Genomic DNA, 21,169 nt, shown 5'->3' with positions numbered 1-21,169 from the left:
ATTCTCCTTATGCAAATCAGCGCACCAGCGCCTTGAGCGCACCGCGCATGCGTTCGTGTTCGGAATCCAGAAAGCTCTGGCCCAACTCATAGGCCCGCTGGATCTCAACCAGCCGCGAGACCTGCGCGATGGCATTCACATTCGACCCTTCGAGAAACCGATGGACGACCACGGGTTCTCCGACCGGTTCAATGTCACCCTCGGCCCGAAACTGTGTGCTGCCTTCACGCACCAGTGTTTTGGGGTCGGCCACGCGATAGACCCCGATCTGGCCCAGCAACTGTCCGTCAACGCTCAGCGTTCCGTCGCTGCCAACATCAATCGATGCGGCATCCGGCGGGATAAAGACCGGCGCCCCATTGCTGTCCAAAACCCGATGGCCATCCATGGTCACCAGATCTCCGTCCGCGTTGGGCGAGAACGCACCGGCCCGGGTCAGCCGATTGCCCGCCGGGGTCTCGACCATGAAAAACCCGTCGCCTTCGATGGCAAAATCAAACTGCCCGCCGGTCTCGGTCAAAACACCTTGCTGCAGCGAGGTATTGCGCACCTCGGCACGGCTCATGGACAGGGACGGGTTGCCCGGCATGTCGCGAACGAACTCCGAAAACACCAGACCTTGAGCGCGGTAGCCGGTGGTATTGGCGTTGGCGACGTTGTTCGCCACCAGCCGCATTTCGGTCATCAGACCCGACTGTCGAGACAGGGTGACATAGGCGGTATCCATCAGCGACCTCCTGCGATCAAAGGGATGAGTGTTCCGGTGAAAAACGTGACCAGTGTCTGAGTCATGAAACCCATCGAAATCCAGAACACGATGACGATGGCGATCAATTTGGGCACGAAGGTCAGCGTCATCTCCTGAACCGAGGTCAGTGCCTGAAACAGACCTACGATCAGGCCCGAAACGAGTGCCACGGCGAGGATCGGAACCGAGGTGATAACCGCGACCCACAGCGCCTGACGCACGATGTCATAGAAGAGACCTTCGCTGAGCATTGCGTCAGACCGGCATCCGAAGGATTTCCTGATAGGCCTCGACCACCTTGTTACGCACGATCACGGCTGTTTCCACGGCGAGTTCAGTCTGCGCCAGGGCCTGCACCAGCGCATGCGGATCGGCCTGACCCACCATTGACGATTGCGCCACCTGCTCACTGTGTCTCAGCGTTGCGGCAAAGTCCTGAAAGGTTGACCGCAGACCCTGCGGCATCCCGGCGTGGTCAGGATCGGCTTGGGTGGCAGGGCGTGCAAACGCATAACTCTGGGCGGCATTGAGGGATCGGATATCCATTCTGGTTTCCTTTATTTTCGGAGGAGTTCCATCAGGCTCGACGACATCTGTCGTGTCTGGTCGAACATCTTGAGGTTGGCTTCGTAGCTGCGCTGCGCCTCGCGGGCGTCGGCAATCTCGATCATCAGATCAACGTTCGAACCGCGATAGTGGCCCGTGTCGTCGGCCATCGGGTGACTGGGGTCATAGATGCGTGACAATGCACGACGATCCAGCTTGACCCGTCCCGCCTGCACCATTTCTTTGCCGCCTTTTTCGACGGCCTCGAACGGTACGGTCTTGCGGCGATAACCCGGAGTATCCGCGTTCGAGATGTTCTCGGACACATGGCGCAACCGAGCGGCCTGCGCCCGCAAAGCGCTGGCAGAGGCGGTCAGGGAATGGGAAAAATCACTCATCCTTCGCCCCCTTACGCCCGACCCAGACTGCTGCGCAGAATGTTCATCGAGGATTTGTAGATCGTCAGCGCGCGGTCGTGCTGGCGCTTGACCTCAACAGCCTTGAGCATTTCTTCCTCGACCGAGACACCATTGCCGTTCGGATCACCCGACGGCGAGGCATTGATCTCGGCCCAGGGTTTGGGACCACTACTGCCGTGAAGATGACCCTGTCGCGTGGCGGTCATGGCAACCTCGCGGCCAGTGTTTTCGAAGGCTTTCTGAAAGGCCTCGATATCGCGGGGCTGGTAGCCCGGCGTATCCGCATTGGCCATGTTGCGCGCAATCACTGCCTGCCGTTGCCCGGCATGGGTTGCCATTGCGTACGCGGTCTTAAAGACGTTCAGGTCATAGAACATCGGGGCTTCTCCCTCGATCGATTTCAATCAAGGCTTAACCCCGATTCCTTTAGAAACCGTTTTCAGAAACCGTTGGAGAACCCACGATGTCCGATTTCGACCCGATGCTTCTGAAACATGAATTCGACCGTCTGTCTGCGACGCGCCATATGGGGCGCGTGGTCAGCGTCGCGCGCGGGGTCATAGAAATAGAAGGTCTGCAACAACATGCCCGGATCGGTGACCACCTTACTTTGCGCCGACGCAATGCTCCGGATCTGGCGGGTGAAGTTCTGCATGTCGAATCGGAACTGATTCACATGCTTCCGACTGCCGCCCCGGACGGTGTTTGCCTGGGCGACCGGGTGATTCTGAACCAGACACCCGCCTTTGCACCGGGTATGCACTGGCTTGGTCGGGTGGTTGATCCGTTTGGCAAGCCGCTGGACGGAAAGCCCTTGTTGTCGGGCACTCAGAAGCAGGACATCATGCAAGCCCCGCCCCCGGCGGTCGCGCGCAAACCGCTGGGCGCACGGATGGAAACCGGGCTCGCGATACTCAACACCATGCTGCCTGTTGTTCAGGGTCAGCGTATTGGGCTGTTTGCCGGGTCTGGCGTTGGCAAGTCCACGTTGCTGGCGACGCTGGCGAAATCGATGCAGGCGGATGCGGTTGTCGTGGCGTTGGTGGGCGAGCGCGGGCGCGAGGTAAGTGAATTCGTCGAAAACGCGCTTGGGGTCGAAGGAATGAAACGGTCTGTGGTCGTGGCCGCAACATCGGACCAGTCCGCGCTGGCCCGCAGGCGCTGCGCATGGTCGGCGATGTCCGTGGCGGAATATCTGCGCGATCAGGGGCTGAATGTCCTGTTTCTGGCCGATTCAGTGACGCGCTTTGCCGAAGCGCATCGAGAAATCGCCGTTGCGATGGGTGAAACACCTTCCCTTCGGGGATTTCCGCCCTCGGTCACGCCCCTGATCGCCGGTCTGTGCGAGCGAGCCGGCCCGGGAACGGCGGAACAAGGCGATATCACAGCTGTATTTAGCGTGCTGGTCGCCGGATCGGATATGGACGAACCCATCGCCGACATCCTGCGCGGTGTTCTGGACGGCCACATCGTGCTGAACCGCGATATTGCCGAGCGTGGCCGGTTTCCCGCCATCGACCTGAGTCGATCCGTCTCACGCAGCTTGCCGGGCGCGGCATCGCCAGAGGAAAACCAGGTGATATCCGAAACTCGACGGTTGGTTGGAAGTTACGAACAATCCGAAGTGATGATCAAAGCCGGGCTCTACTCGGAAGGCGCTGATCCTCTGCTTGATCAGGCGGTACGCGTGCATGATGAGTTGGACAGCTTTTTCGCCAAGCCCGAAACCGAAGGCATCAAGAATAGCTTCGACCGCCTGCAACTGATCCTAAGACGCGCAGGAACCGCGCTGACGCTTTAGGGAATTCCAGACAGTTTTAAGTGTTAAGGCCACCTTAAGACCTGCACTGCTACCCCGGTAGCGGGTGATAAGAAGGTGGTGGAGATGGGTGCGCAATCCAATGCGGCGCCAATCATCATCAAGAAGAAACGTGTGTCCGGTGGCGATAGTCACCACGGTGGCGCGTGGAAAGTCGCATATGCCGACTTTGTCACAGCCATGATGGCGTTCTTCATGTTGATGTGGCTGCTGAATGCAACGACGGAAAAACAACGCAAAGGGCTGGCGGACTATTTCTCGCCAACAATCCCCGTGAACCCGGTATCGGGCGGCGGAGATGGGGCCTTTGGCGGTAACAACATGTTCTCGGAAAAAACCATGGTTATGGACGGATCCGGCGCCAGCCAGAGAAGCCCGACAGTCGCCCGCGAGGCGCGCGGATCGGTCGGTGTGAACATGGACGGCGGCGGAAAAGAGAGTTTCGAAGACTTCTCCACGCTCGAAGCCGAACTTCTCGGACGCACGGGTGAAAGCCTGGTCTCAGACAAGGTCCTGAAGCACATCGTCACGCGTGTCACCGACGAAGGCCTGGTGGTTGAGCTGTTCGACACAGAAGATCAACCGCTTTTCGAATCGGGCACCGATAATCCGACGAATATTTTGCGCGCCCTAGCTTTACTGGTCGCTCGGTCTTCGGATCTGGTGAAAAACGCCATCGCCGTTGAAGGCCATGTCCGCGCGTCGCCTGTGGTTTTGGTCCATAACCCGGCCTGGGATCTATCGACAGCACGCGCGCAGACCGTTCGCCAGATGCTGCAGAACAAGGGCGTAACCGCCCAAAGGCTGGATCGCGTCACGGGGCATGCGGATCGGGAACTGTCTGTCGAAAACCCGATGGCGGTTCGAAATAACCGGATCGAGATCATCTTTTTGCGTAACCGCTAAGACCAAAAGGATAGAACGCATTTTACCTGTTAGCGTGCTGTTAAGGGCCAGCACGTTAGCTGTTGCATCAAGATTTGACGCAACAGAAGGGCGTGCCAATGACAATTTCCTCTTCGCTGAATGCCGGTGTGGCCGCTTTGAAGGCCAATGCCAACCGGCTGGCGACCATCTCCGACAACATCGCCAATTCATCTACTTTTGGCTACAAACGGGTCGAGACGGATTTTCATTCCATGGTCACATCCGGTCAGGGCGGCAGCTATTCTGCGGGCGGTGTCAGAACCACAAGCCAGCGCATGATCGATCAACGTGGATCGTTGGTGACAACGAACAACTCGACCGACCTTGCGGTGCGCGGTCGCGGCTTGCTTCCTGTACGGCCCAGCTCTCAGATTTCGTCGAATTCGAACGAGATGTTGCTGACCACAACCGGCTCGTTCCGCACCAATGAGCAAGGTCATCTGGTCACGCAATCCGGTCTTGTACTACTGGGCTGGCCTGCTGGGCCGGACGGGTCGATCCCAACTGTCCCAAGGGATACGCCTGCGGCGCTTGAGCCGGTCAAGCTTAGTGTGAACCAACTGACCGGATCGCCGACCACCAGCATGAATCTGCGCATGAACCTGCCGGCCACCGCGACGGATGCAGGCGCGCCGGGCGACACGCAGCCCCTGTCGGTCGAGTATTTCGACAACCTCGGTAAATCCGAGTCCGTCAATATTGAGCTTGTGCCAACGGTTCCGGCCACCGGGTCAAGCAATGAATGGACCATGACACTGCGGGATTCCGCATCGGGCGGTGCCGTGATCGGAGAATACCGGCTGACCTTCACTGACTCCCGGACGGCCGGCGGCACCCTGGCCAGCGTCACCGCCATTTCGGGCGGGGCCTATGATCCGGCCAATGGCAGCTTCGTGGTGAACGTGGATGGCGGTCCGATGGAAATCAATATCGGGCAGATCGGCGACAAGGCCGGGATTACCCAACTGTCCGATACCTTTGCCCCGGTGTCGATCACGCGCGACGGGGCACCGGTTGCAACGATGACCGGTGTCAAGGTGGATGAGAAAGGGTACGTCTACGCGCAATATGACAGCGGTGTCAGCCGACGCGTGTATCAGATCCCCCTTGTCGATGTTCCTAATCCGAACGGCCTGAAGGCGCTGGACAACCAGACCTACGCGCCGTCCCGCGATAGTGGCACGTTCTTTCTGTGGAACGCGGGTGAGGGACCAACCGGCGATCTGGTGGCCTTTGCGCGCGAGGAATCCACGACCGATGTGGCAACCGAACTGACCTCGATGATCCAGACGCAGCGCGCTTTTTCGTCCAGCGCGAAAGTGATCCAGACAGTCGATGAAATGCTGCAGGAAACCACAAACATCAAACGCTGATCCGGGCTTTGAGCTAGCGAAAGGACCTGTCCGATGAACATGACGACAGCATTGAACAACGCGTTGGGCGGCCTGACCGCCGCAAGCCGCGGGGCCGCCGTTGTCTCGGGCAATGTCGCAAACGCGCTGACGCCGGGCTATGCGCGCCGTTCGCTCGAATTGGCGACCAGCCCGATTTCCGGCAACGGAGTGCGCACCGTCGGCGTCACGCGCCATCAGGATCCGGTTTTGACCGCCAATCGGCGGGAGTCCGACGCAAATCTGGCAAGCGCAAACGCGATTGCAGATTTCCACACCCGTTTTGAAAAGGCTGTGGGGTCCGTTGACGATCCCAAATCGTTCGCCGCGCGATTGACTGCCTTTGAAAACAGCCTGACCACGGCGGCAAGCCTTCCCGACTCGAAGGTGCGGTTGGATCAGGCTGCGCGCGCCGCGCGCGATTTGGCGGATAGTCTGAATTCGGCGTCCGAAGGGTTGCGTCAGGCCCGGTCGGATGCCGACAGAACCATCGGCAAACAGGTTGATCGCCTGAACCAAAGCTTGCAGGACATCGAAGATCTGAACGACAAAATCCCCAGCATCAAGAACTCGGGCGGTGACATCAACGCCCTGCTGGATCAGCGCCAGATTTTGATCGACCAGGTAAACGAACTGATCCCGGTAAACGTTGTAGCCCGGGAAAACAACCGCGTGTCCCTGTATTCCGATGGTGGATTGATCCTTCTTGAAGGGACGGCAGCACGGTTCGACTTCATGACTACGGGCGAAACCAAGCCGCACATGACAGTTGCGAACAACTTTCTTTCGGGTCTGGAGATGAACGGTCAACCAGTACGCACAAGTGGCGACATGGCGCAAATTCGGGGCGGAGCGTTGGCGGCTCAGTTCGAAATTCGCGATGAACTGTCGGTTGAGGCACAGGTTCATTTGGATACGGCCGCCCGTGACTTGATAGAACGGTTCGAAACCGCTGGTCTGGACCCGACCGCTGCGGCCACTGACCCCGGCCTCTTCACTGACGATGGCAATCGTTTCAATGCCGCCAGCGTGACCGGTTTAGCCTCGCGCATCAGCCTGAACGCGGTGGTCGATCCCGATGCTGGCGGAAACAGCTGGAAATTACGGGCGGGCCTGGGCGCGGCCACACCAGGAGATCCGGGCGATGCGGCGCGGCTCCGGGCGTTTGGATCAGTCCTGAATGACGCGCGCCCAGTTTCAGGCGGGCTATTCGGCACCAGCAATATGCGCGCGGCAGAAATTGCCGAGGCGATGCTGTCAAAGGCAGGGGCAGATGCCCACGCCGCCGAAGGGCGCATGACTTTCGCGAAAAACTCGCAACTGGAAATGGCCAAGATCGAAGCCGAACACGGCGTTGATACCGACACCGAACTGCAAAATCTGATGCAGATCGAGAAAACCTATGCCGCAAATGCACGGCTCATCTCGACCGTGGACGAGATGATGGACACTCTGCTGAGGTTGTGATGATTAATCTGACATCCATTGGTGATCTGGCCCGCGGGCTGACGTTGCGCACCCGGTCGACCGAGATTAAAAATCAGATCGAAACGTTGTCTTACGAGTTGTCGTCGGGAAAGGTGCAAGATCTGTCTGGTCACCTGGACGGCGACTACTCTCATCTTCTGGATCTGGATCGCAGCCTGTCCAGATTGGACGCCTTCAAAGTGTCTACCGCCGAAGCGGGGCTGTTCACCGATGCAATGCAGTTAAGCCTGAACACGGTTGCCGGGTCCGTTGACAATATCACCTCGTCGCTGCTGTCATTTGGAACGTCAAACCAGGCGGTGACCCACGAAAACGCTTCGGTTCAGGCCAGAAACGAACTGAATACAATCATGTCAGCGCTCAACACCCGCGCCGGTGGACGCAGCCTGTATTCCGGCACCGCAACAGACGTCTCTCCGCTGCCATCCTCAGACGACCTGATCAACGCGCTCAAGGCGGAGTTGACCGGGGCCACCACGGTCGCGGATATCAGGCAAAGGGCCGAGGACTGGTTCAATGATCCTGCCGGATTTGACGCGGTGATCTATCAGGGTTCCAACACGACCCTTGCCCCCATGCAGGTTTCCGAGAACGAAAGCGTCTCGATTCCTGTAACCGCAACTGATCCGGCTATCAAAGCCGCACTGAGGGACATCGCAGTCGCCGCGGTGGTCTCGGACAGCGGTCTGAATGTTCCGACCGAGCAGCGTACAGCATTGTTCAAACAACTCGGCGTGGATCTGGTCAACGCAAAGGATCAACTTGTGAAGCTAAGGGCGGATGTTGGCGCGACCGAGGCCCGGATTGAGCAGGCCAAAACGCGAAACAATGCGGCACGGACTAGTCTGCAAAGCAGTCGGAATACTCTGGTCGCGGCGGACCCTTATGAAACTGCCTCACAGTTGAACACAGTCCAGTTCCAACTGGAAAGTCTATATTCCGTCACCGTTCGCAACGCGAACCTTTCGCTGGTGAACTTCCTGAGATGAGGGTTCTTGTTTTCCTGCTTCTGCTGCTGCCCGGATTGGCCTCTGCTGGCGCAATCCGCCTGAAAGACCTTGTGGATTTCGATGGAGTCCGCGGAAACGATCTGGTCGGCTATGGCCTTGTCGTCGGTTTAAACGGAACCGGCGACGGGCTAAGGAACTCTCCTTTCACCGAAGAGATCATGTCCAATATCCTCGAAAGGTTGGGCGTCAACGTTAATGGTGAGGATTTCCGGCCCAAGAATGTCGCCGCGGTGCTGGTCACTGCAAGTCTGCCGCCGTTTTCCCGAGTCGGCGGGCAGATCGACGTTACGGTATCAGCCATCGGAGATTCCAAAAGCCTGCTGGGCGGCACCCTGATCATGACGCCCCTGAACGCCGCAGATGGTCAGATTTATGCAGTCGCTCAGGGCACGGTTCTGGCTGGCGGTGCCGTGGCAGAAGGTGAGGCAGCCTCGGTCGTGCAAGGGGTTCCGACTTCCGGCGTTATCCCTTCTGGCGCGCGTGTCGAACGTGAGATCGACTTTGACCTTTCGACCCTAACCCAAATGCGTTTGGCCCTGAGAGAGCCTGATTTTACAACTGCCGGCCGAATTGAGGCTGCAATCAACTCTGAGTTCAATCGTGCCGTTGCCATCATGCGCGATTCCGGGACGGTGGAGCTGAACATCGCAGCAACTCAGGCTATTTCGACAGCCCACGCTCTGGGGCGGATTGAGAACATTCTAGTCGAACCCGAAACCAAAGCCCGCGTCGTGGTGGATCAACGTTCGGGCACAATCGTCATGGGACAGGAGGTCCGGATTTCCCGTGTCGCGGTCTCACAAGGTAACCTGACCCTGACGGTCGAAGAGGCACCGATTGCAGTTCAGCCCAACCCGTTCGCGCGCGGAGAAACCGTGGTGGTGCCCAGAACTATCGCAGGCATTGAAGAGGAAGAAGGCACCGGACTGGCAGAAATCCCCGAAGCCACAACTCTGTCCGAGGTTGTGGCTGGCCTGAACGCTCTTGGGGTGTCCCCGCGCGACATGATCGATATTCTGAAAACGATCAAAGCCGCCGGGGCTCTGCATGCCGAGTTTGTCGTCAGGTAATCTGACGGAAAAAGTCAAAGCTGGAACCGGCTGGTCACAGCCTACCTTAATTTGATTTCCAGCTATTCAGCCATTTCCTGAACTTTCCGCCCTGCTCTTCGATGGCGTCGCCGGCGGCATAGAGGCCGTCCTCCACATTCTCCATCATTGGATCAATGCGCGCCTCGCGAAATCGGCGCCAGCGTACCCAGATTGCCCAAACCAGAGCGAAGAATATGGTCAGGAAAATGATGTTGAACCACGGAATGATCCGGACATCCGGACTGTCCACCTGCCAGATTTTCACGGCATTCGGGAAAATCGACAGGAATTCGCTGCGCCAGCCGTAGTGGCGTACAACCACCCAACGCGGTGCCTCGGTCGTCGATTTCAGATCCGCCGCTTCGGCCTGCAGGTTCGACGAGTTCAGTTTGAAATACGGCGGCCAACCCCAACCTGTATCCTCGTTCCGGTAGACCATGACCTTGCCATTGGTCTTGCGAGTCTGGATGAAGAACACATCGCGGTTCGGCGTAGTCGGGTCGCTGCCGACATCATGAACCGACCAGAAGATGCTGTTCTCACCGGGGTCGATCCGTTTCTCGTACGTATCCGAAATCCGGACAACGTCGTGCTGCGGCAAGGTGTAGTTCAACACCGCTGCTATCGTGCCCCAGAACAGGATGATGATGGCCCATTTGACGTAACGCATCAGCGAAACCCTCACATGAAATTCGTAACATAAATCAGGATCGCGATCAGGCCCAGCGGCACGACGTAAATCCCCAAGATCAATTTGCGGCGAAACGATCCGTCGTATTTTTTTAACCCGCGCTGGACAAAGGCGTCCCGGTCGCCGGTCATGCCCTTCTTCTTCCAATGCGCGATCAGTTTACCCCGTCGCACCCGGCGGGAATAGATTGATACGCCCACATACAGGACGGTCAGTACGATCAGCAACGGGATCAGAAAGCGGAGTGCCACCAACATTTAACTTCTCCCTACTGCGCCCCAGGGACCAACGCGCGCGATAACCTCATCGCTGACCCGATCATCGCCGCTCATGTCGGGCTCATGCCCGAACAGCGCGGCCCGGGCGCCTGCTTTGTCCACCTGATACTCTCGCGCAAGGAACTCGGCAACATAGGCTTTTTTGGATTCAGGCCACGTGGCATAGGTGCGGTAGAACAGCTCCTTATGGCAAATGAACATCTGGCGCGGGTCCAGCGGGGCAAGCTCGGCCAGCAGCATATTCACCAGATCGCGGTTTGGCGTGTTGGTTGCACGCAGTGTATAGAAATAGGCCGGGTGATCCGAGGTGATGCGCGGCCACGGTCCCCCATCCTTCGCCCATCGCAGCAGTTGCGCTAAACCGTGATAGGCCTCGGGCAACCCATCCGCGTGGTTGCGGGCCAGCCGCCGCATGTCGCCACGGTCCAGCCCCTTAAGATCCACGCCTGCATCCGCTGCGGCGTCGATAGTGAGAAAGTCCATTTTTTGCTGCAGAATCGCGGCGGAATTGACACCGCGCGCCTCAACGATCGTTTCGACCAGATTGTTAAGCCCAAGGAACTTCGCGATCTGATTTCGCTGGGAGGGGTCGAAAACGTATTTGATTGGCATATCGTCGGGCTTGTCGCCCATGCAAATCGCCGCCGGGTGGTCCAGGTCCGGGAAAAGATACAGCCCGCCGAAATGCGCCGTCCAGAAGTTGCGCTGCTCAAACGTCGTATGGCGCAAGCGGACCGGATTGCGGGTGACGTCGCCGGTTTCCTTGGCTGTTTCGATCATCTTGGCGATCAGCACGTCGTCGAACCAGGCGTCCTCTTTGGTTTTGAACTGTTCCACCATGCCCGCCAGTTGCTGTGCCTTGCGCAGGGTGCCGCCTGCGGTATCAGCCTCGATCTCAATTTTGCGCAGGTTCAGCAGGTCCCGCGGCGTGGCGAGTTTGATGACCGAGTTCACCAGCTCGCCGGCCACCGCATCGGTGGCGGTCAGGGCAAACAGCTGCGCCTCGTTCATCTCGATGAATTCGCGCAGGATATCGCGCGAGGTCGAGAATTTGACGTTCAGCAGAGGCGCGCGTTTCTGTTCGGTCGTCAGCAGGATGAACTGCCGGTTGACCCCGTTGGGGTTGAGGTAGAGCGGGTTGTTCAGTTCCTGTCCGATCTCGGGCGAATAGCCCGAGATATCGACGTGGAAATCCGTCAGCGCCGTGATCTTGCCCGCCAGATGCTGCAGCGCCCGGTTATACCGCTCGACCAGAGCCGGGCTGGAGATGTGGACGAGGTTGCCGAACATCAGGCCTTTTTCGATGAGGCGGATCATTGGCCACCTTCCTGTTGCGTTTTCTTTTCCTCAATGTTCCAAAGAAAATCGTCCTGCTTGGCTAGTCGGTGCGATTGATGCTCGGAATACATATCAACTTTGCCAGAATTTCGGCTACTCACTGAAAAAGCCGCCAGACAAATAACCAGGCTCAAAATCAACGTTGCCCACATGATACCCGAACCGGCAATGATACCACCAACAACGATGAACAATGCGGCGGTCCACATGTTTAAAAGGTGGTTCAAGCTTTCTGCGTCTCCTGCCAAAACGGCTGAAACCGCGACAGTGACGAGTGGAACCACCGTGAAAAACAATGTCACAGTTATCATCACTGCGCGAAACCTTGTGAAGGTAGTTCTATTCGAAGCTGTCTTTCCTGCACGCCAGCCAACTAGAGCGGAAGTCACCAAACTGAAAACAAAAAAGATAACTATTACGACGTTACTGGTCACCCTTTCCCCTCCAGATACCGACGCTTGGCGGCAATACCCGCAAAGACGATTATTGCAATGGATGCTAAGAGAGAACTTAGCAAAAATGACGCCCAACCCGTTGCCGCGTAAGTCGTCCGATCATGATCAAGTAGCTGATGACCAAGTCCGACATCGAACAACATCCCGATCAAAGAAAGACATAGGATCGACACTGCCAGTGCCGCAATCCATGCCGCAAACAATCGCAGGAAGAAGGGCAAGCGAAGTGATTTTTGAGCAACCAACAGGCACGTTGACAGACTTAGAGCGGCTGGAAGCGCAAAGATCAGAAAATTAGCAATCACGACCCCTTCCCCTCCAAATACCGTCGCTTGGCCTCTTCCATCCGTCCCATCTCGCGGACGGCGTTTTCGATGGCGACCTCGTCGCTCTTGTCGGCATAGCGGAACTCGCTGTCGGCGTAGCGGTTGATTTCCTGGATCACCATCTCGACCGTGATCGGCTGACGCAGGTCCTCGATCATAGCCTTCTTGGTGTCGTAGTCGCGGAACAGGAACAGGTCGGGGTTCTCCATCCATTCGTCGGGCAGTTCGAAATCCATCGCGCGGACCTTGACCGCGTCGGTGATGTTCTTGATCGCGCGACCGGTGAACCGCTCATCTGCCTGTTGGATCGCCTTGAGGTAGGTGCCCAGCTTGGCGATCGTGTCCATCTGGCCGATATCGCCTGAAACGCGGTCATAGACCTGCAGCAGGGCTTCCTCATGCGGGCGGGAATGGCTTTCGAAACTGGCGGCGACGGCTTTCTTGATCTCCTGTGCGGCATATGCTTCGTGCTCGCCCAGCGGGATGTCGTGGTTGCGGCCCATCAGTAGGTGCAGGATGTCGATGTAATCCTCGCGCGTTTGCGGCCCGTCCACCAGGAACCGAGCGCCAGCCCGCTGGCGCAGGGCGTCGTCCACATTCTCGGGGTAGTTCGAGAACATGCCAAAGGTGCAGTTGCCGCGCACGACGGTGTTGGCGCCGGCAAAGCTCTCCATCAATACGGCGGTAATTTCCAACTGCCCGGCCGAGGACTGCCGGTCGCCGCGCTTACCTGCCAGTTGGTCAATATCGTCGATAGTGCCGAAGCCAATGACCGAAGGGTCGATGATCGTGTTAATAAAGGCTTTGGCATTCTGGCCGGATTTGCCCTGATAGCTGTCGATATTGTCGGTGCTCAGGTTCTGATAGCGAAACGGATAGCCCGCGTTCTGGCAATAGTCGTTGATCAGCCCGGCCATCATCTGGATCAGGGTGGTTTTGCCGGTGCCCGGTTTGCCGTCGCCCATGAAGGTAAAGATGAACCCGCCGAGTTCCGCGAACGGGTTCAGGCGGCGGTCGAAATCATAGGCCATCAGCATCTTGGCCAGCTTCATCGCCTGATATTTGGCGATATGGTTGCCCACTACTTCGTTCGGTTTCTTGAACGTCATGGTCAGGGTGGTGGATTTAGCCTTCGAGGCGGGTTCGAACCCCCGGATCGTCAGGTCGTCCGACTCGATATGCCAGGCGGCGTTCTGGAACGGGGCCAGATGACCAGCGGATTGGGCGCGCAGGGCGGCCTTTTCCATCAGTTGCTCAGCATAAGCACTGGTGGCTGCAATCAGATGCGCATCATCAGGGGCGTGTTTGGCCAGGATCTGGTCCAGCTCCCACAATGCGCCGTGCAGGGCGAGTTGGCCGTTGTCGGTCAGAACTTCTTCGACCTCACCGATATCGACCGTGGTCTCGCCCAGATGTGAGGACATCAGATAGGCCAGCGCATTGCCGAAGGTATGCGACGTGATCAGAGCCTCAGCTGTCAGGAGTTCCGAGAATTCGGTCTTGCGGGCAGCAGGTAGATCGCCAGCGAGATTGGCGCGTTTCAGGTCGGCCAGTGGGGTCTGCTCCGCATAAGCTTCTGCCACGGCCAGAGCGATAGAGATCGCCCGCCGGATTGCCTGCTGTGCAGTCGCCTGTGCGGGCGAGACCAACGCATCGCCCTCATCCGAGGCTTCGATCCGTTCGACCAGATGCACCCCATCCGCGCGCACGGTGCGACGGGTCACAAGCCCCGGTGTGGTGGATCGGAATCGACGCCCAGTAGACACGCCCGGGGACCGTTCAATGGTGGCCTCAACCGCTTTCGCAATCCGCGGCGCGTGTTCAAATCCGTTCAGCAAGGCGGTCGCAGCAGGATAGTGCTTGCGAATGTCGTCTTCGCGCAATTCCATCTGATCTGACGTCAAACTCATTTCAAAATCGCCTTTGCTGTCTTCAATATCTCAAAACCTGCCCGGTCTTGCTGACGACAAACTTGCGCACATCGGCAAAACCCGGCGGGTTACGTTCGGCCAGAACCTGAAACGGGCGCTGGGGCAGGATGATCGACCGCTGGGTGCGGGTGGCGCCGGTTTCTGCCCCCTGCCCGCCGAACGGATCGAGCGCAAAGACCTCGCGCTCAACAGTCGAGAACCACCCGGCGCGTTCTTCGATCACCTCTTCGCTTTCCAGTTCTTCGGTGGTCCAGGCCAAAGCCCAGTCCTGACCTTGCGGAGATTGCGCGTCCTCAAGCACTTGCCGCAAAGGGCCGGATTGCTCGGTATAGGCCGAGGAATACATTGGCCCCACATGGATGCGGCGCAGGTGCTTGGGGTGCAGGTCGTCGAAATCCTGATCGAAGCCTTTGGCGATGGTCACCAGTTTCAGCCCGCCCAAGGATTGCGCCATCAGATGCGCCTGTACTTCGGGCCAGCGGCGTTGGTCCTTGGGCAGGGCGGTTTTGCCACTGTCCTCCAACTGCATCAGATAGATAACCGGCAGGTTGATCTGGCTGTCATAGACTGCCCAGTGGATCATGAACTTGCGCCGCTCGCCCTCATTCCCGATCCAGTGACATTCCGGATCGTTGCGGGACCAGAACAGCTGACCTTTCAGCAATTCCTCGTAATAGAGCCTTTGGGACAGCGCGAATTGCAATTTGGTGGGGATTGCCTGATCGCCAATGATGGTGCGCACCATGTCGGTCTTCAGGTCGTCTTCCGAGGGCATATTCGCCAGATGCACCTGCGCCTGCTGCGCGTCATTGGCCATGGTCAGCAACTCAGCCGCCACCGGAAACCCGCTGTCGCGCTTGTCCATGGCGAGGCTGCCAAAGAACCGCCCCGTGTCCCGCCCGACCAGCAGGTATTTCATGGATAGCGCGCGGAAGGTGTAGAGCAGCCCCGAGAGGTAGCGCGACACGATCCGCACCTCTTGCTTACTGATCGCACCCTCGGCCTCCATCGTCGCAGCCACGCGCAGAAGGTGGACGGTAATCACCTCGAATTTGCGGAAATAGCGGCGCGAGGCGAAGGTGTCGGTCAGTCCGACATGGTCTTGGGTGGGGTTAGTCACTAGTAGAACCTCCAATCCAAGTCATGTTCTAGCCAACCAATTAGCTTGGAAGCTTTGAGCTCAAGCTGTGGCCGCCAATGACCCAAAAAACTGACGACCTTTGGGAAAATTACGATTGCAATTAAAACGCCGTACGTGACGAAACCTCCAAGCCCTGCAATCGACGCCACCCATTTTGCACCAGACAACACTCCGACAATCGCCAACAGTGCAGACACTGCCATTACAACAACCAGTCCTATGCAAATTCGGAACCACCTAGGTTTAAACCCCGGTTGCAGTTCCTTGACGCTCTTGATTTTGGTGGGCTGGTGTTCCTTTACATATCCAAAGAACATCACCCACCATACAGGTTCTTATCATGCTTCTCGACAATCGAGGCGAACCGGCGGGCAAAGCGTTCATCCGCCTTGGCCTTTTTCTCCAGAACGTCGCGGGCAAAGACCATGTGGTCCTCATGCGCCTCAAGCATGTCGGCCATTTTCTGGTTGGTCGCGGTGCCGATGGCGGCCATGGCGGTTTGCGCCTCCTGGTCGGTCTGCACACCGATCTCGTTGATGCGGTGGGCCACGTCCTGCTGCTGAGCCGTTTTCAGCGATTTGGTCAGGGCGTCATACAGCACCACGCGCTGCTGCGTGTCAGTCTGTAGTTTGTTGATCAGCACCATCTGCGTCGCTGCCTGGTTCTGCAGCGAGTCGACCCAGGTCTTGCCCTTTTCGATATAGCGCTCCAGCGTTTGGCTTTTGGCCAGCTTGACCTGCTCCTCCTGAACCTTGGCGTTGTATTGCTTGTTCAGCTCGGCCAGTTCGGTTTCCAACTGAGTGCGCGCGGCAGCGTCCTGTTCGACGCTGATCTTGTTTTCCAGCGTGATGATTGTCGGGTCCATGCCCTGAATTTCAGCTCGCAATGCCTCCAGTTCCGCCACAGTCGCCTCACGGTCATCCAATGTGCCGGTCAGGTTGTCTTCGACTTTGACGCGCTGTTCTTCCAGCACCGACAACTGGCCTTCGAGCAACTTTACGATCACATCCGACTTGGCAATCAGGTCCTGCAGCTTGTCATCGATATTGGCAGTGCGCATGCGCTCTTGCCGCATCGACTCGGATTTGGCCTTGGCGAAGATGCCCACAAACGACTCCCACCCGGTTTTCGAACGCATCTCGTCGAAATCCTTGGAAAACGCATTGGTGACATCATCCAGCCCCATAATCAGTTCGGCAATGTTGGCGTTCATCACTTCGGTATGGGCGTGCACATCCTCAAGCGTGGCGTTTTCGATGTCGATATCGGCCTCGGCGGTGCCGATCTTGGCGCGCGCGGCCTCGATCCGTGAGGTCAGCCCTTCGATCTGTGACTGACTTTCGCGCACTTTTTGCTGCGTTTCCTGAATCAACGCGTCAAACTGCTGGTTCGACATCTGTCCTATCCCTTTTTTACTTATGCACCCAATAAGATAGGGAATGTTACGATGATTTACATCCCCTTGGGCATCAAATATCAGCAGGACTTTGGCAAACTCCGGAGAAAAAAGATAGGCGGCTTGACACTTACGCCGCAGATCGCATGAATGCGCGCGGTAGGCAAAAAAACGTCACGTTTACCATACGAAAACTGGATTGATCTGACGGCTAGGGTGGCCATAGACAATCCGGAGGGCACCTGTTTGAGTGCTAACAAATTTTTACTGCCGGAGGCTGACTTATGCTGGACGCGACAACCGACCTGAAATCAATCCTGAAAAACCCCGATCTGCTGGTGACCAAAGCCTATATCGGCGGTCAATGGGTTGATGGGGACAATGGCACATTTGCCGTAACAAACCCGGCACGCGGGGACGTGATCGCTGAAGTCGCAGACCTGAGCCGCGCACAGGTCGCCGGTGCAATTGCGCAGGCCGAAGCAGCGCAAAAGGAATGGGCTAAACTGACCGGCAAGGAACGTGCAGTGATCCTGCGTCGCTGGTACGACCTGATGATGGAAAACGCCGAGGATCTGGGCAAAATCCTGACCGCTGAGCAAGGCAAGCCACTGGCCGAAGCCGTTGGCGAGATCGGCTATGGCGCGTCCTTCATCGAATTCTTCGGCGAAGAGGCAAAGCGCGTCTACGGTGAGACAATCCCCGGCCATCAGCGCGACAAGCGGATTATGGTGCTGAAACAGCCAATCGGCGTTGCTGCCTCGATCACGCCCTGGAACTTTCCCAACGCGATGATCACCCGCAAGGCAGCCCCGGCGCTGGCTGCAGGTTGTGCATTCGTCGCGCGCCCGGCCAAAGAGACCCCGCTGTCGGCGCTGGTCATGGGCGTGCTTGCGGAGCAAGCTGGCATCCCGGCGGGCGTGTTCAACGTTCTGCCATCCTCCAGCGCCAGCGAGATTGGCAAGGAATTCTGCGAGAACCCCGGCGTGCGCAAACTGACCTTTACCGGCTCGACCGAAGTGGGTCGCATCCTGCTGAAACAGGCCGCCGATCAAGTCATGAAATGTTCGATGGAGTTGGGCGGCAACGCGCCGTTCATCGTATTTGACGATGCTGATCTGGATGCAGCCGTCGAAGGCGCAATGATGTGCAAGTTCCGCAACAACGGCCAGACCTGCGTTTGCGCCAACCGGATCTATGTGCAAGCTGGTGTATACGACGAATTTGCCGCCAAACTGAAAGCTGCTGTCGAAGCGCTGAAAATCGGCGATGGTCTGGACGAGGGCACAACCACCGGTCCGCTGATCAATGAAGAAGCGGTCGCCAAGGTCGAAGAGCATATCAAGGACGTGACCGACAAGGGCGGCGCGGTTCTGACTGGCGGTCTGCCACATGATCTGGGCGGCACCTTCTTCCAGCCGACTATCGTGACCGGCGTGACTCAGGACATGATGGTTGCGCAGGACGAGACCTTTGGCCCGCTGGCACCGCTGTTTAAGTTCGAAAACGAAGATGACGTGATCGCCATGGCCAATGACACGATCTTTGGTCTGGCGTCGTACTTCTATGCTAAGGACCTGAGCCGCGTCTACAAAGTGGCCGAGGCGCTGGAATACGGCATTGTCGGCGTGAACACCGGTATCATCTCGACCGAGCTTGGCCCGTTCGGCGGTGTCAAACAGTCCGGCCTGGGCCGCGAAGGCAGCCATCACGGCATGGAAGACTATCTGGAAATGAAATACGTCTGCCTGTCGGTCTGATCGAACATGGCCCTGGCGCAAGCGCGCCGGGGCCACCCGGTTTGTCACAAAACTGCAAACAAACCGTCACATCCCTGCAATGACCCGCGTTCATCCCCCTTTCATCCAAGTGAGAGAGGATCCCAACCGATGTCATTGCGCTTTGTCTGCCTGACATCTGCCCTTGCGCTGACCGCTGGTCAGGCTGCGGCAGAAATGAATTTCAACCGAATTGCGTCTTTCCCCGTCGTCAAGAACATGGCCGAGGGGGCTGATACCGCCCGTGAAACCTCGCCCGAGATCATCGCGGCGACCGCGGACGGCATGACGCTGGTTTACACCGACAGCCCGCTGGGCGTGATCGGCATGGTCGATATCACCGACCCCGCAAACCCCGCGCCTCTGGGGGCGATGGAGGTTGGTGGCGAACCGACCTCGGTTGGGATCATTGGCGGGACAGCCTTTGTCGGCGTCAACACATCCGAGAGCTATACCGCTCCGTCGGGCAAGCTGATCTCGGTCGATATCGCAGGCAAATCGGAAATCGGTGCCTGTGATCTGGGCGGTCAGCCCGACAGCGTCGCCATCGCCCCCGATGGCAGCTTTGTCGCCGTGGCAATCGAAAACGAGCGTGACGAAGACCTGAACGACGGCGTCATCCCGCAACTGCCCGCCGGGTCGCTGGCACTGGTACCGGTGAAAGACGGCGCGCTGGAGTGTTCGGGCATGAAGATGGCCTCGCTGACCGGTCTGGCCGAGGTTGCCCCGACCGACCCCGAGCCTGAATTTGTCGACATCAACAACCTTGGCGAAACCGTCATAACCCTGCAGGAAAACAACCACATCACGGTGGTCGACAGGGACGGCAACGTGGTCAGCCATTTTTCGGCAGGCGCGGTTGATCTGGAAGACATCGACGCCACCGACGAGCGCGGTGCTTTGATCTTTACCGAAGGCCAAAAGGACCGCCTGCGCGAGCCGGATGCGGTGAAATGGATCGACGACAACCACTTCGCCACCGCTAACGAGGGCGACTATCAGGGCGGTTCGCGCGGCTGGACCATTTTCCACAAGGACGGCACCGTTGTTTACGAGAACGGCACCGATTTTGAAAAGGCCATCATCCAGATCGGCCATTACCCTGACAAGCGCTCTGATGCCAAAGGCGTTGAGCCAGAAAGCGTGACAGCAGCCACCTTCGGGGGCACACCGATGATCTTTGTTGGGGCTGAGCGCGCCTCGGTCGTGGGCGTCTACGACGCCACCGATCCAGCCAATCCGGTGTTGAAACAACTGCTGCCGTCGGGTGTTGGCCCCGAAGGTTTTGTGGCGATCCCCGAGCGCAACCTGCTGGTCTCGGCCAATGAAAAGGACCTGATCGAAGATGGCGGCCCGCGCGCGCATGTCTCGATTTTTGAGTATCAGGACGCCCCCGCCAACTATCCGCATCTGACCTCTGCAGGCGCAGACGAGCTGATCGGATGGGGTGCCCTGTCCGGTCTGGTCGCGGATGAAGATGGCATGATCTTTGCGGTCAACGACAGCTTTTATGGCTTCCAACCTTCGATCTTCAAGATCGACCCCAGCCAGCAACCGGCCCGTATCGTCGACGTGATCCGCATCCACCGTCAGGATGGCAATCCCGCGCAGAAACTGGACCTTGAAGGCATCACGCTGGACGGCAAGGGTGGCTTCTACGTCGCCTCCGAAGGCCGCACCGACCGTGTCATCCCGCATGCGATCTACCATGTATCCGAAGATGGCCTGATCAAGGATCGCAAGGGTGAAATCGGCCTGCCGCCGGAATTGATGGTGGTCGAGAAGCGCTTTGGTTTTGAGGGCATCACCAAGGTCGGTGACACCCTGTGGATGGCCGTTCAGCGCGAATGGAAAGACGACCCCAAGAACCACGTGAAACTGGTCGCCTACAATCTGGACACCAAGGAATGGGGTGCCGTTTATTATCCCAAAGCCGACCCGGAAACGGGCTGGGTGGGCCTATCGGAAATCGTGGCCTTTGGTGACCATGTCTATGTCATCGAACGCGACAACCAGCACGACCACCGCGCCGTGACCAAGAAGATCTACCGCATCCCGCTGTCCGAGATGACCCCGGCCCCATTGGGTGGAGACCTGCCTGTGGTCAGTAAGCAAGAGGTCCGCGACCTGCTGCCCGATCTAACCTCGACCGGCGGTTACGTTCTGGACAAGATCGAAGGCCTGGCGATTCTTCCCTCGGGCGAAGGATTCGTCATGACAGACAATGACGGCGTCGATGACGCCTCGGGCGAGACGATGTTCTGGTCGATTGGATCGGTTACGGCTGGGAACTGATTCACTGGCAAAATGTCGAGGGACCCCGCACGAAACTGTGCGGGGTCATTCTACTTCTTACGTCAGCTTTACGCCCACTTTGACCGATGCTGCGCGATGCC

Annotated in this window: 21 protein-coding genes; 8 read left to right on the top strand and 13 right to left on the bottom strand. The window is 58.0% G+C overall.

Annotated features, from left to right (window positions below; translation table 11 throughout):
* Positions 1–16: 16 nt before the first annotated feature.
* Genes ACR0AA_RS18090 through ACR0AA_RS18070 form a run of 5 tightly spaced genes read right to left on the bottom strand, consistent with a single transcriptional unit; the run spans position 17 to position 2,090 of the window.
* A complete protein-coding gene (locus ACR0AA_RS18090; protein WP_480665468.1) occupies positions 17–727 on the bottom strand; it encodes a flagellar hook-basal body complex protein in 711 nt (236 codons plus the stop codon).
* Positions 727–999 (bottom strand): flagellar biosynthetic protein FliQ, encoded by a 273-nt coding sequence (locus ACR0AA_RS18085; protein ID WP_170418319.1) that lies wholly within the window; start codon positions 997–999, stop codon positions 727–729. The genes ACR0AA_RS18090 and ACR0AA_RS18085 overlap by 1 nt, the downstream gene beginning before the upstream one ends.
* 4 nt (positions 1,000–1,003) lie before the next feature.
* Entirely contained in the window at positions 1,004–1,294 is a 291-nt protein-coding gene (gene fliE / locus ACR0AA_RS18080; protein ID WP_480665469.1) for a flagellar hook-basal body complex protein FliE, read from the bottom strand.
* A gap of 11 nt (positions 1,295–1,305) precedes the next feature.
* On the bottom strand, positions 1,306–1,692 hold the full coding sequence (gene flgC / locus ACR0AA_RS18075) for a flagellar basal body rod protein FlgC (protein ID WP_480665470.1): 387 nt from the start codon (positions 1,690–1,692) through the stop codon (positions 1,306–1,308).
* Positions 1,693–1,703: 11 nt separating this feature from the next.
* The gene (locus ACR0AA_RS18070; protein ID WP_480665471.1) at positions 1,704–2,090 is read right to left on the bottom strand and encodes a FlgB family protein; all 387 of its coding nucleotides are present in this window, start codon (positions 2,088–2,090) and stop codon (positions 1,704–1,706) included.
* 86 nt (positions 2,091–2,176) lie between these two features.
* Between ACR0AA_RS18070 and ACR0AA_RS18065 the strand changes: the two genes are divergently transcribed.
* The 6 genes from ACR0AA_RS18065 to ACR0AA_RS18040 all read left to right on the top strand — a co-directional run bounded on the left by ACR0AA_RS18065 (position 2,177) and on the right by ACR0AA_RS18040 (position 9,418).
* Positions 2,177–3,514, top strand: coding sequence for a FliI/YscN family ATPase (locus ACR0AA_RS18065; RefSeq protein WP_480756573.1), 1,338 nt, complete (start codon positions 2,177–2,179; stop codon positions 3,512–3,514).
* Positions 3,515–3,598: 84 nt separating this feature from the next.
* Positions 3,599–4,438 (top strand): flagellar motor protein MotB, encoded by an 840-nt coding sequence (locus ACR0AA_RS18060; protein ID WP_480665473.1) that lies wholly within the window; start codon positions 3,599–3,601, stop codon positions 4,436–4,438.
* A 98-nt stretch (positions 4,439–4,536) separates the two neighbouring features.
* A complete protein-coding gene (locus tag ACR0AA_RS18055; protein ID WP_480756570.1) occupies positions 4,537–5,832 on the top strand; it encodes a flagellar hook protein FlgE in 1,296 nt (431 codons plus the stop codon).
* 33 nt (positions 5,833–5,865) lie between these two features.
* The gene (flgK, locus tag ACR0AA_RS18050) at positions 5,866–7,317 is read left to right on the top strand and encodes a flagellar hook-associated protein FlgK (RefSeq protein WP_480756567.1); all 1,452 of its coding nucleotides are present in this window, start codon (positions 5,866–5,868) and stop codon (positions 7,315–7,317) included.
* Complete coding sequence (locus ACR0AA_RS18045) at positions 7,317–8,327, top strand: flagellin (RefSeq protein WP_480756565.1); 1,011 nt, start codon at positions 7,317–7,319, stop codon at positions 8,325–8,327. Before flgK ends, ACR0AA_RS18045 begins: the two co-directional genes overlap by 1 nt.
* The gene (locus ACR0AA_RS18040; RefSeq protein WP_480756563.1) at positions 8,324–9,418 is read left to right on the top strand and encodes a flagellar basal body P-ring protein FlgI; all 1,095 of its coding nucleotides are present in this window, start codon (positions 8,324–8,326) and stop codon (positions 9,416–9,418) included. The genes ACR0AA_RS18045 and ACR0AA_RS18040 overlap by 4 nt, the downstream gene beginning before the upstream one ends.
* A gap of 46 nt (positions 9,419–9,464) precedes the next feature.
* On the opposite strand, the gene ACR0AA_RS18035 is transcribed toward ACR0AA_RS18040, so the two are convergent.
* From ACR0AA_RS18035 to ACR0AA_RS18000, 8 genes are all read right to left on the bottom strand, one after another.
* Positions 9,465–10,109 (bottom strand): DUF1523 family protein, encoded by a 645-nt coding sequence (locus ACR0AA_RS18035; RefSeq protein ID WP_480665478.1) that lies wholly within the window; start codon positions 10,107–10,109, stop codon positions 9,465–9,467.
* An 11-nt stretch (positions 10,110–10,120) separates the two neighbouring features.
* On the bottom strand, positions 10,121–10,387 hold the full coding sequence (locus tag ACR0AA_RS18030; protein WP_480665479.1) for a hypothetical protein: 267 nt from the start codon (positions 10,385–10,387) through the stop codon (positions 10,121–10,123).
* Positions 10,388–11,725, bottom strand: a complete 1,338-nt coding sequence (locus ACR0AA_RS18025; protein WP_480665480.1) for a DUF6638 family protein — start codon at positions 11,723–11,725, stop codon at positions 10,388–10,390. It lies immediately after the preceding gene.
* Positions 11,722–12,180 (bottom strand): hypothetical protein, encoded by a 459-nt coding sequence (locus ACR0AA_RS18020; protein WP_480665481.1) that lies wholly within the window; start codon positions 12,178–12,180, stop codon positions 11,722–11,724. The genes ACR0AA_RS18025 and ACR0AA_RS18020 overlap by 4 nt, the downstream gene beginning before the upstream one ends.
* Positions 12,177–12,506 carry a hypothetical protein gene (locus ACR0AA_RS18015; protein ID WP_480665482.1) on the bottom strand — a complete coding sequence of 110 codons (330 nt, stop codon included), beginning with the start codon at positions 12,504–12,506 and terminating at the stop codon, positions 12,177–12,179. Before ACR0AA_RS18015 ends, ACR0AA_RS18020 begins: the two co-directional genes overlap by 4 nt.
* On the bottom strand, positions 12,503–14,437 hold the full coding sequence (locus ACR0AA_RS18010) for an AAA family ATPase (RefSeq protein ID WP_480756560.1): 1,935 nt from the start codon (positions 14,435–14,437) through the stop codon (positions 12,503–12,505). Before ACR0AA_RS18010 ends, ACR0AA_RS18015 begins: the two co-directional genes overlap by 4 nt.
* 22 nt (positions 14,438–14,459) lie before the next feature.
* Complete coding sequence (locus tag ACR0AA_RS18005) at positions 14,460–15,578, bottom strand: hypothetical protein (protein ID WP_480756558.1); 1,119 nt, start codon at positions 15,576–15,578, stop codon at positions 14,460–14,462.
* Between the two features lie 337 nt (positions 15,579–15,915).
* Positions 15,916–16,995 (bottom strand): hypothetical protein, encoded by a 1,080-nt coding sequence (locus tag ACR0AA_RS18000; protein WP_480665485.1) that lies wholly within the window; start codon positions 16,993–16,995, stop codon positions 15,916–15,918.
* A gap of 284 nt (positions 16,996–17,279) precedes the next feature.
* On the opposite strand from ACR0AA_RS18000, the gene ACR0AA_RS17995 reads away from it, so the two are divergent.
* Both ACR0AA_RS17995 and ACR0AA_RS17990 read left to right on the top strand, forming a co-directional pair.
* On the top strand, positions 17,280–18,755 hold the full coding sequence (locus ACR0AA_RS17995; protein ID WP_480756556.1) for an NAD-dependent succinate-semialdehyde dehydrogenase: 1,476 nt from the start codon (positions 17,280–17,282) through the stop codon (positions 18,753–18,755).
* Positions 18,756–18,884: 129 nt separating this feature from the next.
* A complete protein-coding gene (locus ACR0AA_RS17990; RefSeq protein ID WP_480756554.1) occupies positions 18,885–21,068 on the top strand; it encodes an esterase-like activity of phytase family protein in 2,184 nt (727 codons plus the stop codon).
* Positions 21,069–21,169: the final 101 nt, after the last annotated feature.

The sequence above is a fragment of the Ruegeria sp. CE8 genome, assembly GCF_056537465.1.
This window is presented reverse-complemented; position numbering and strand designations above follow the sequence as displayed.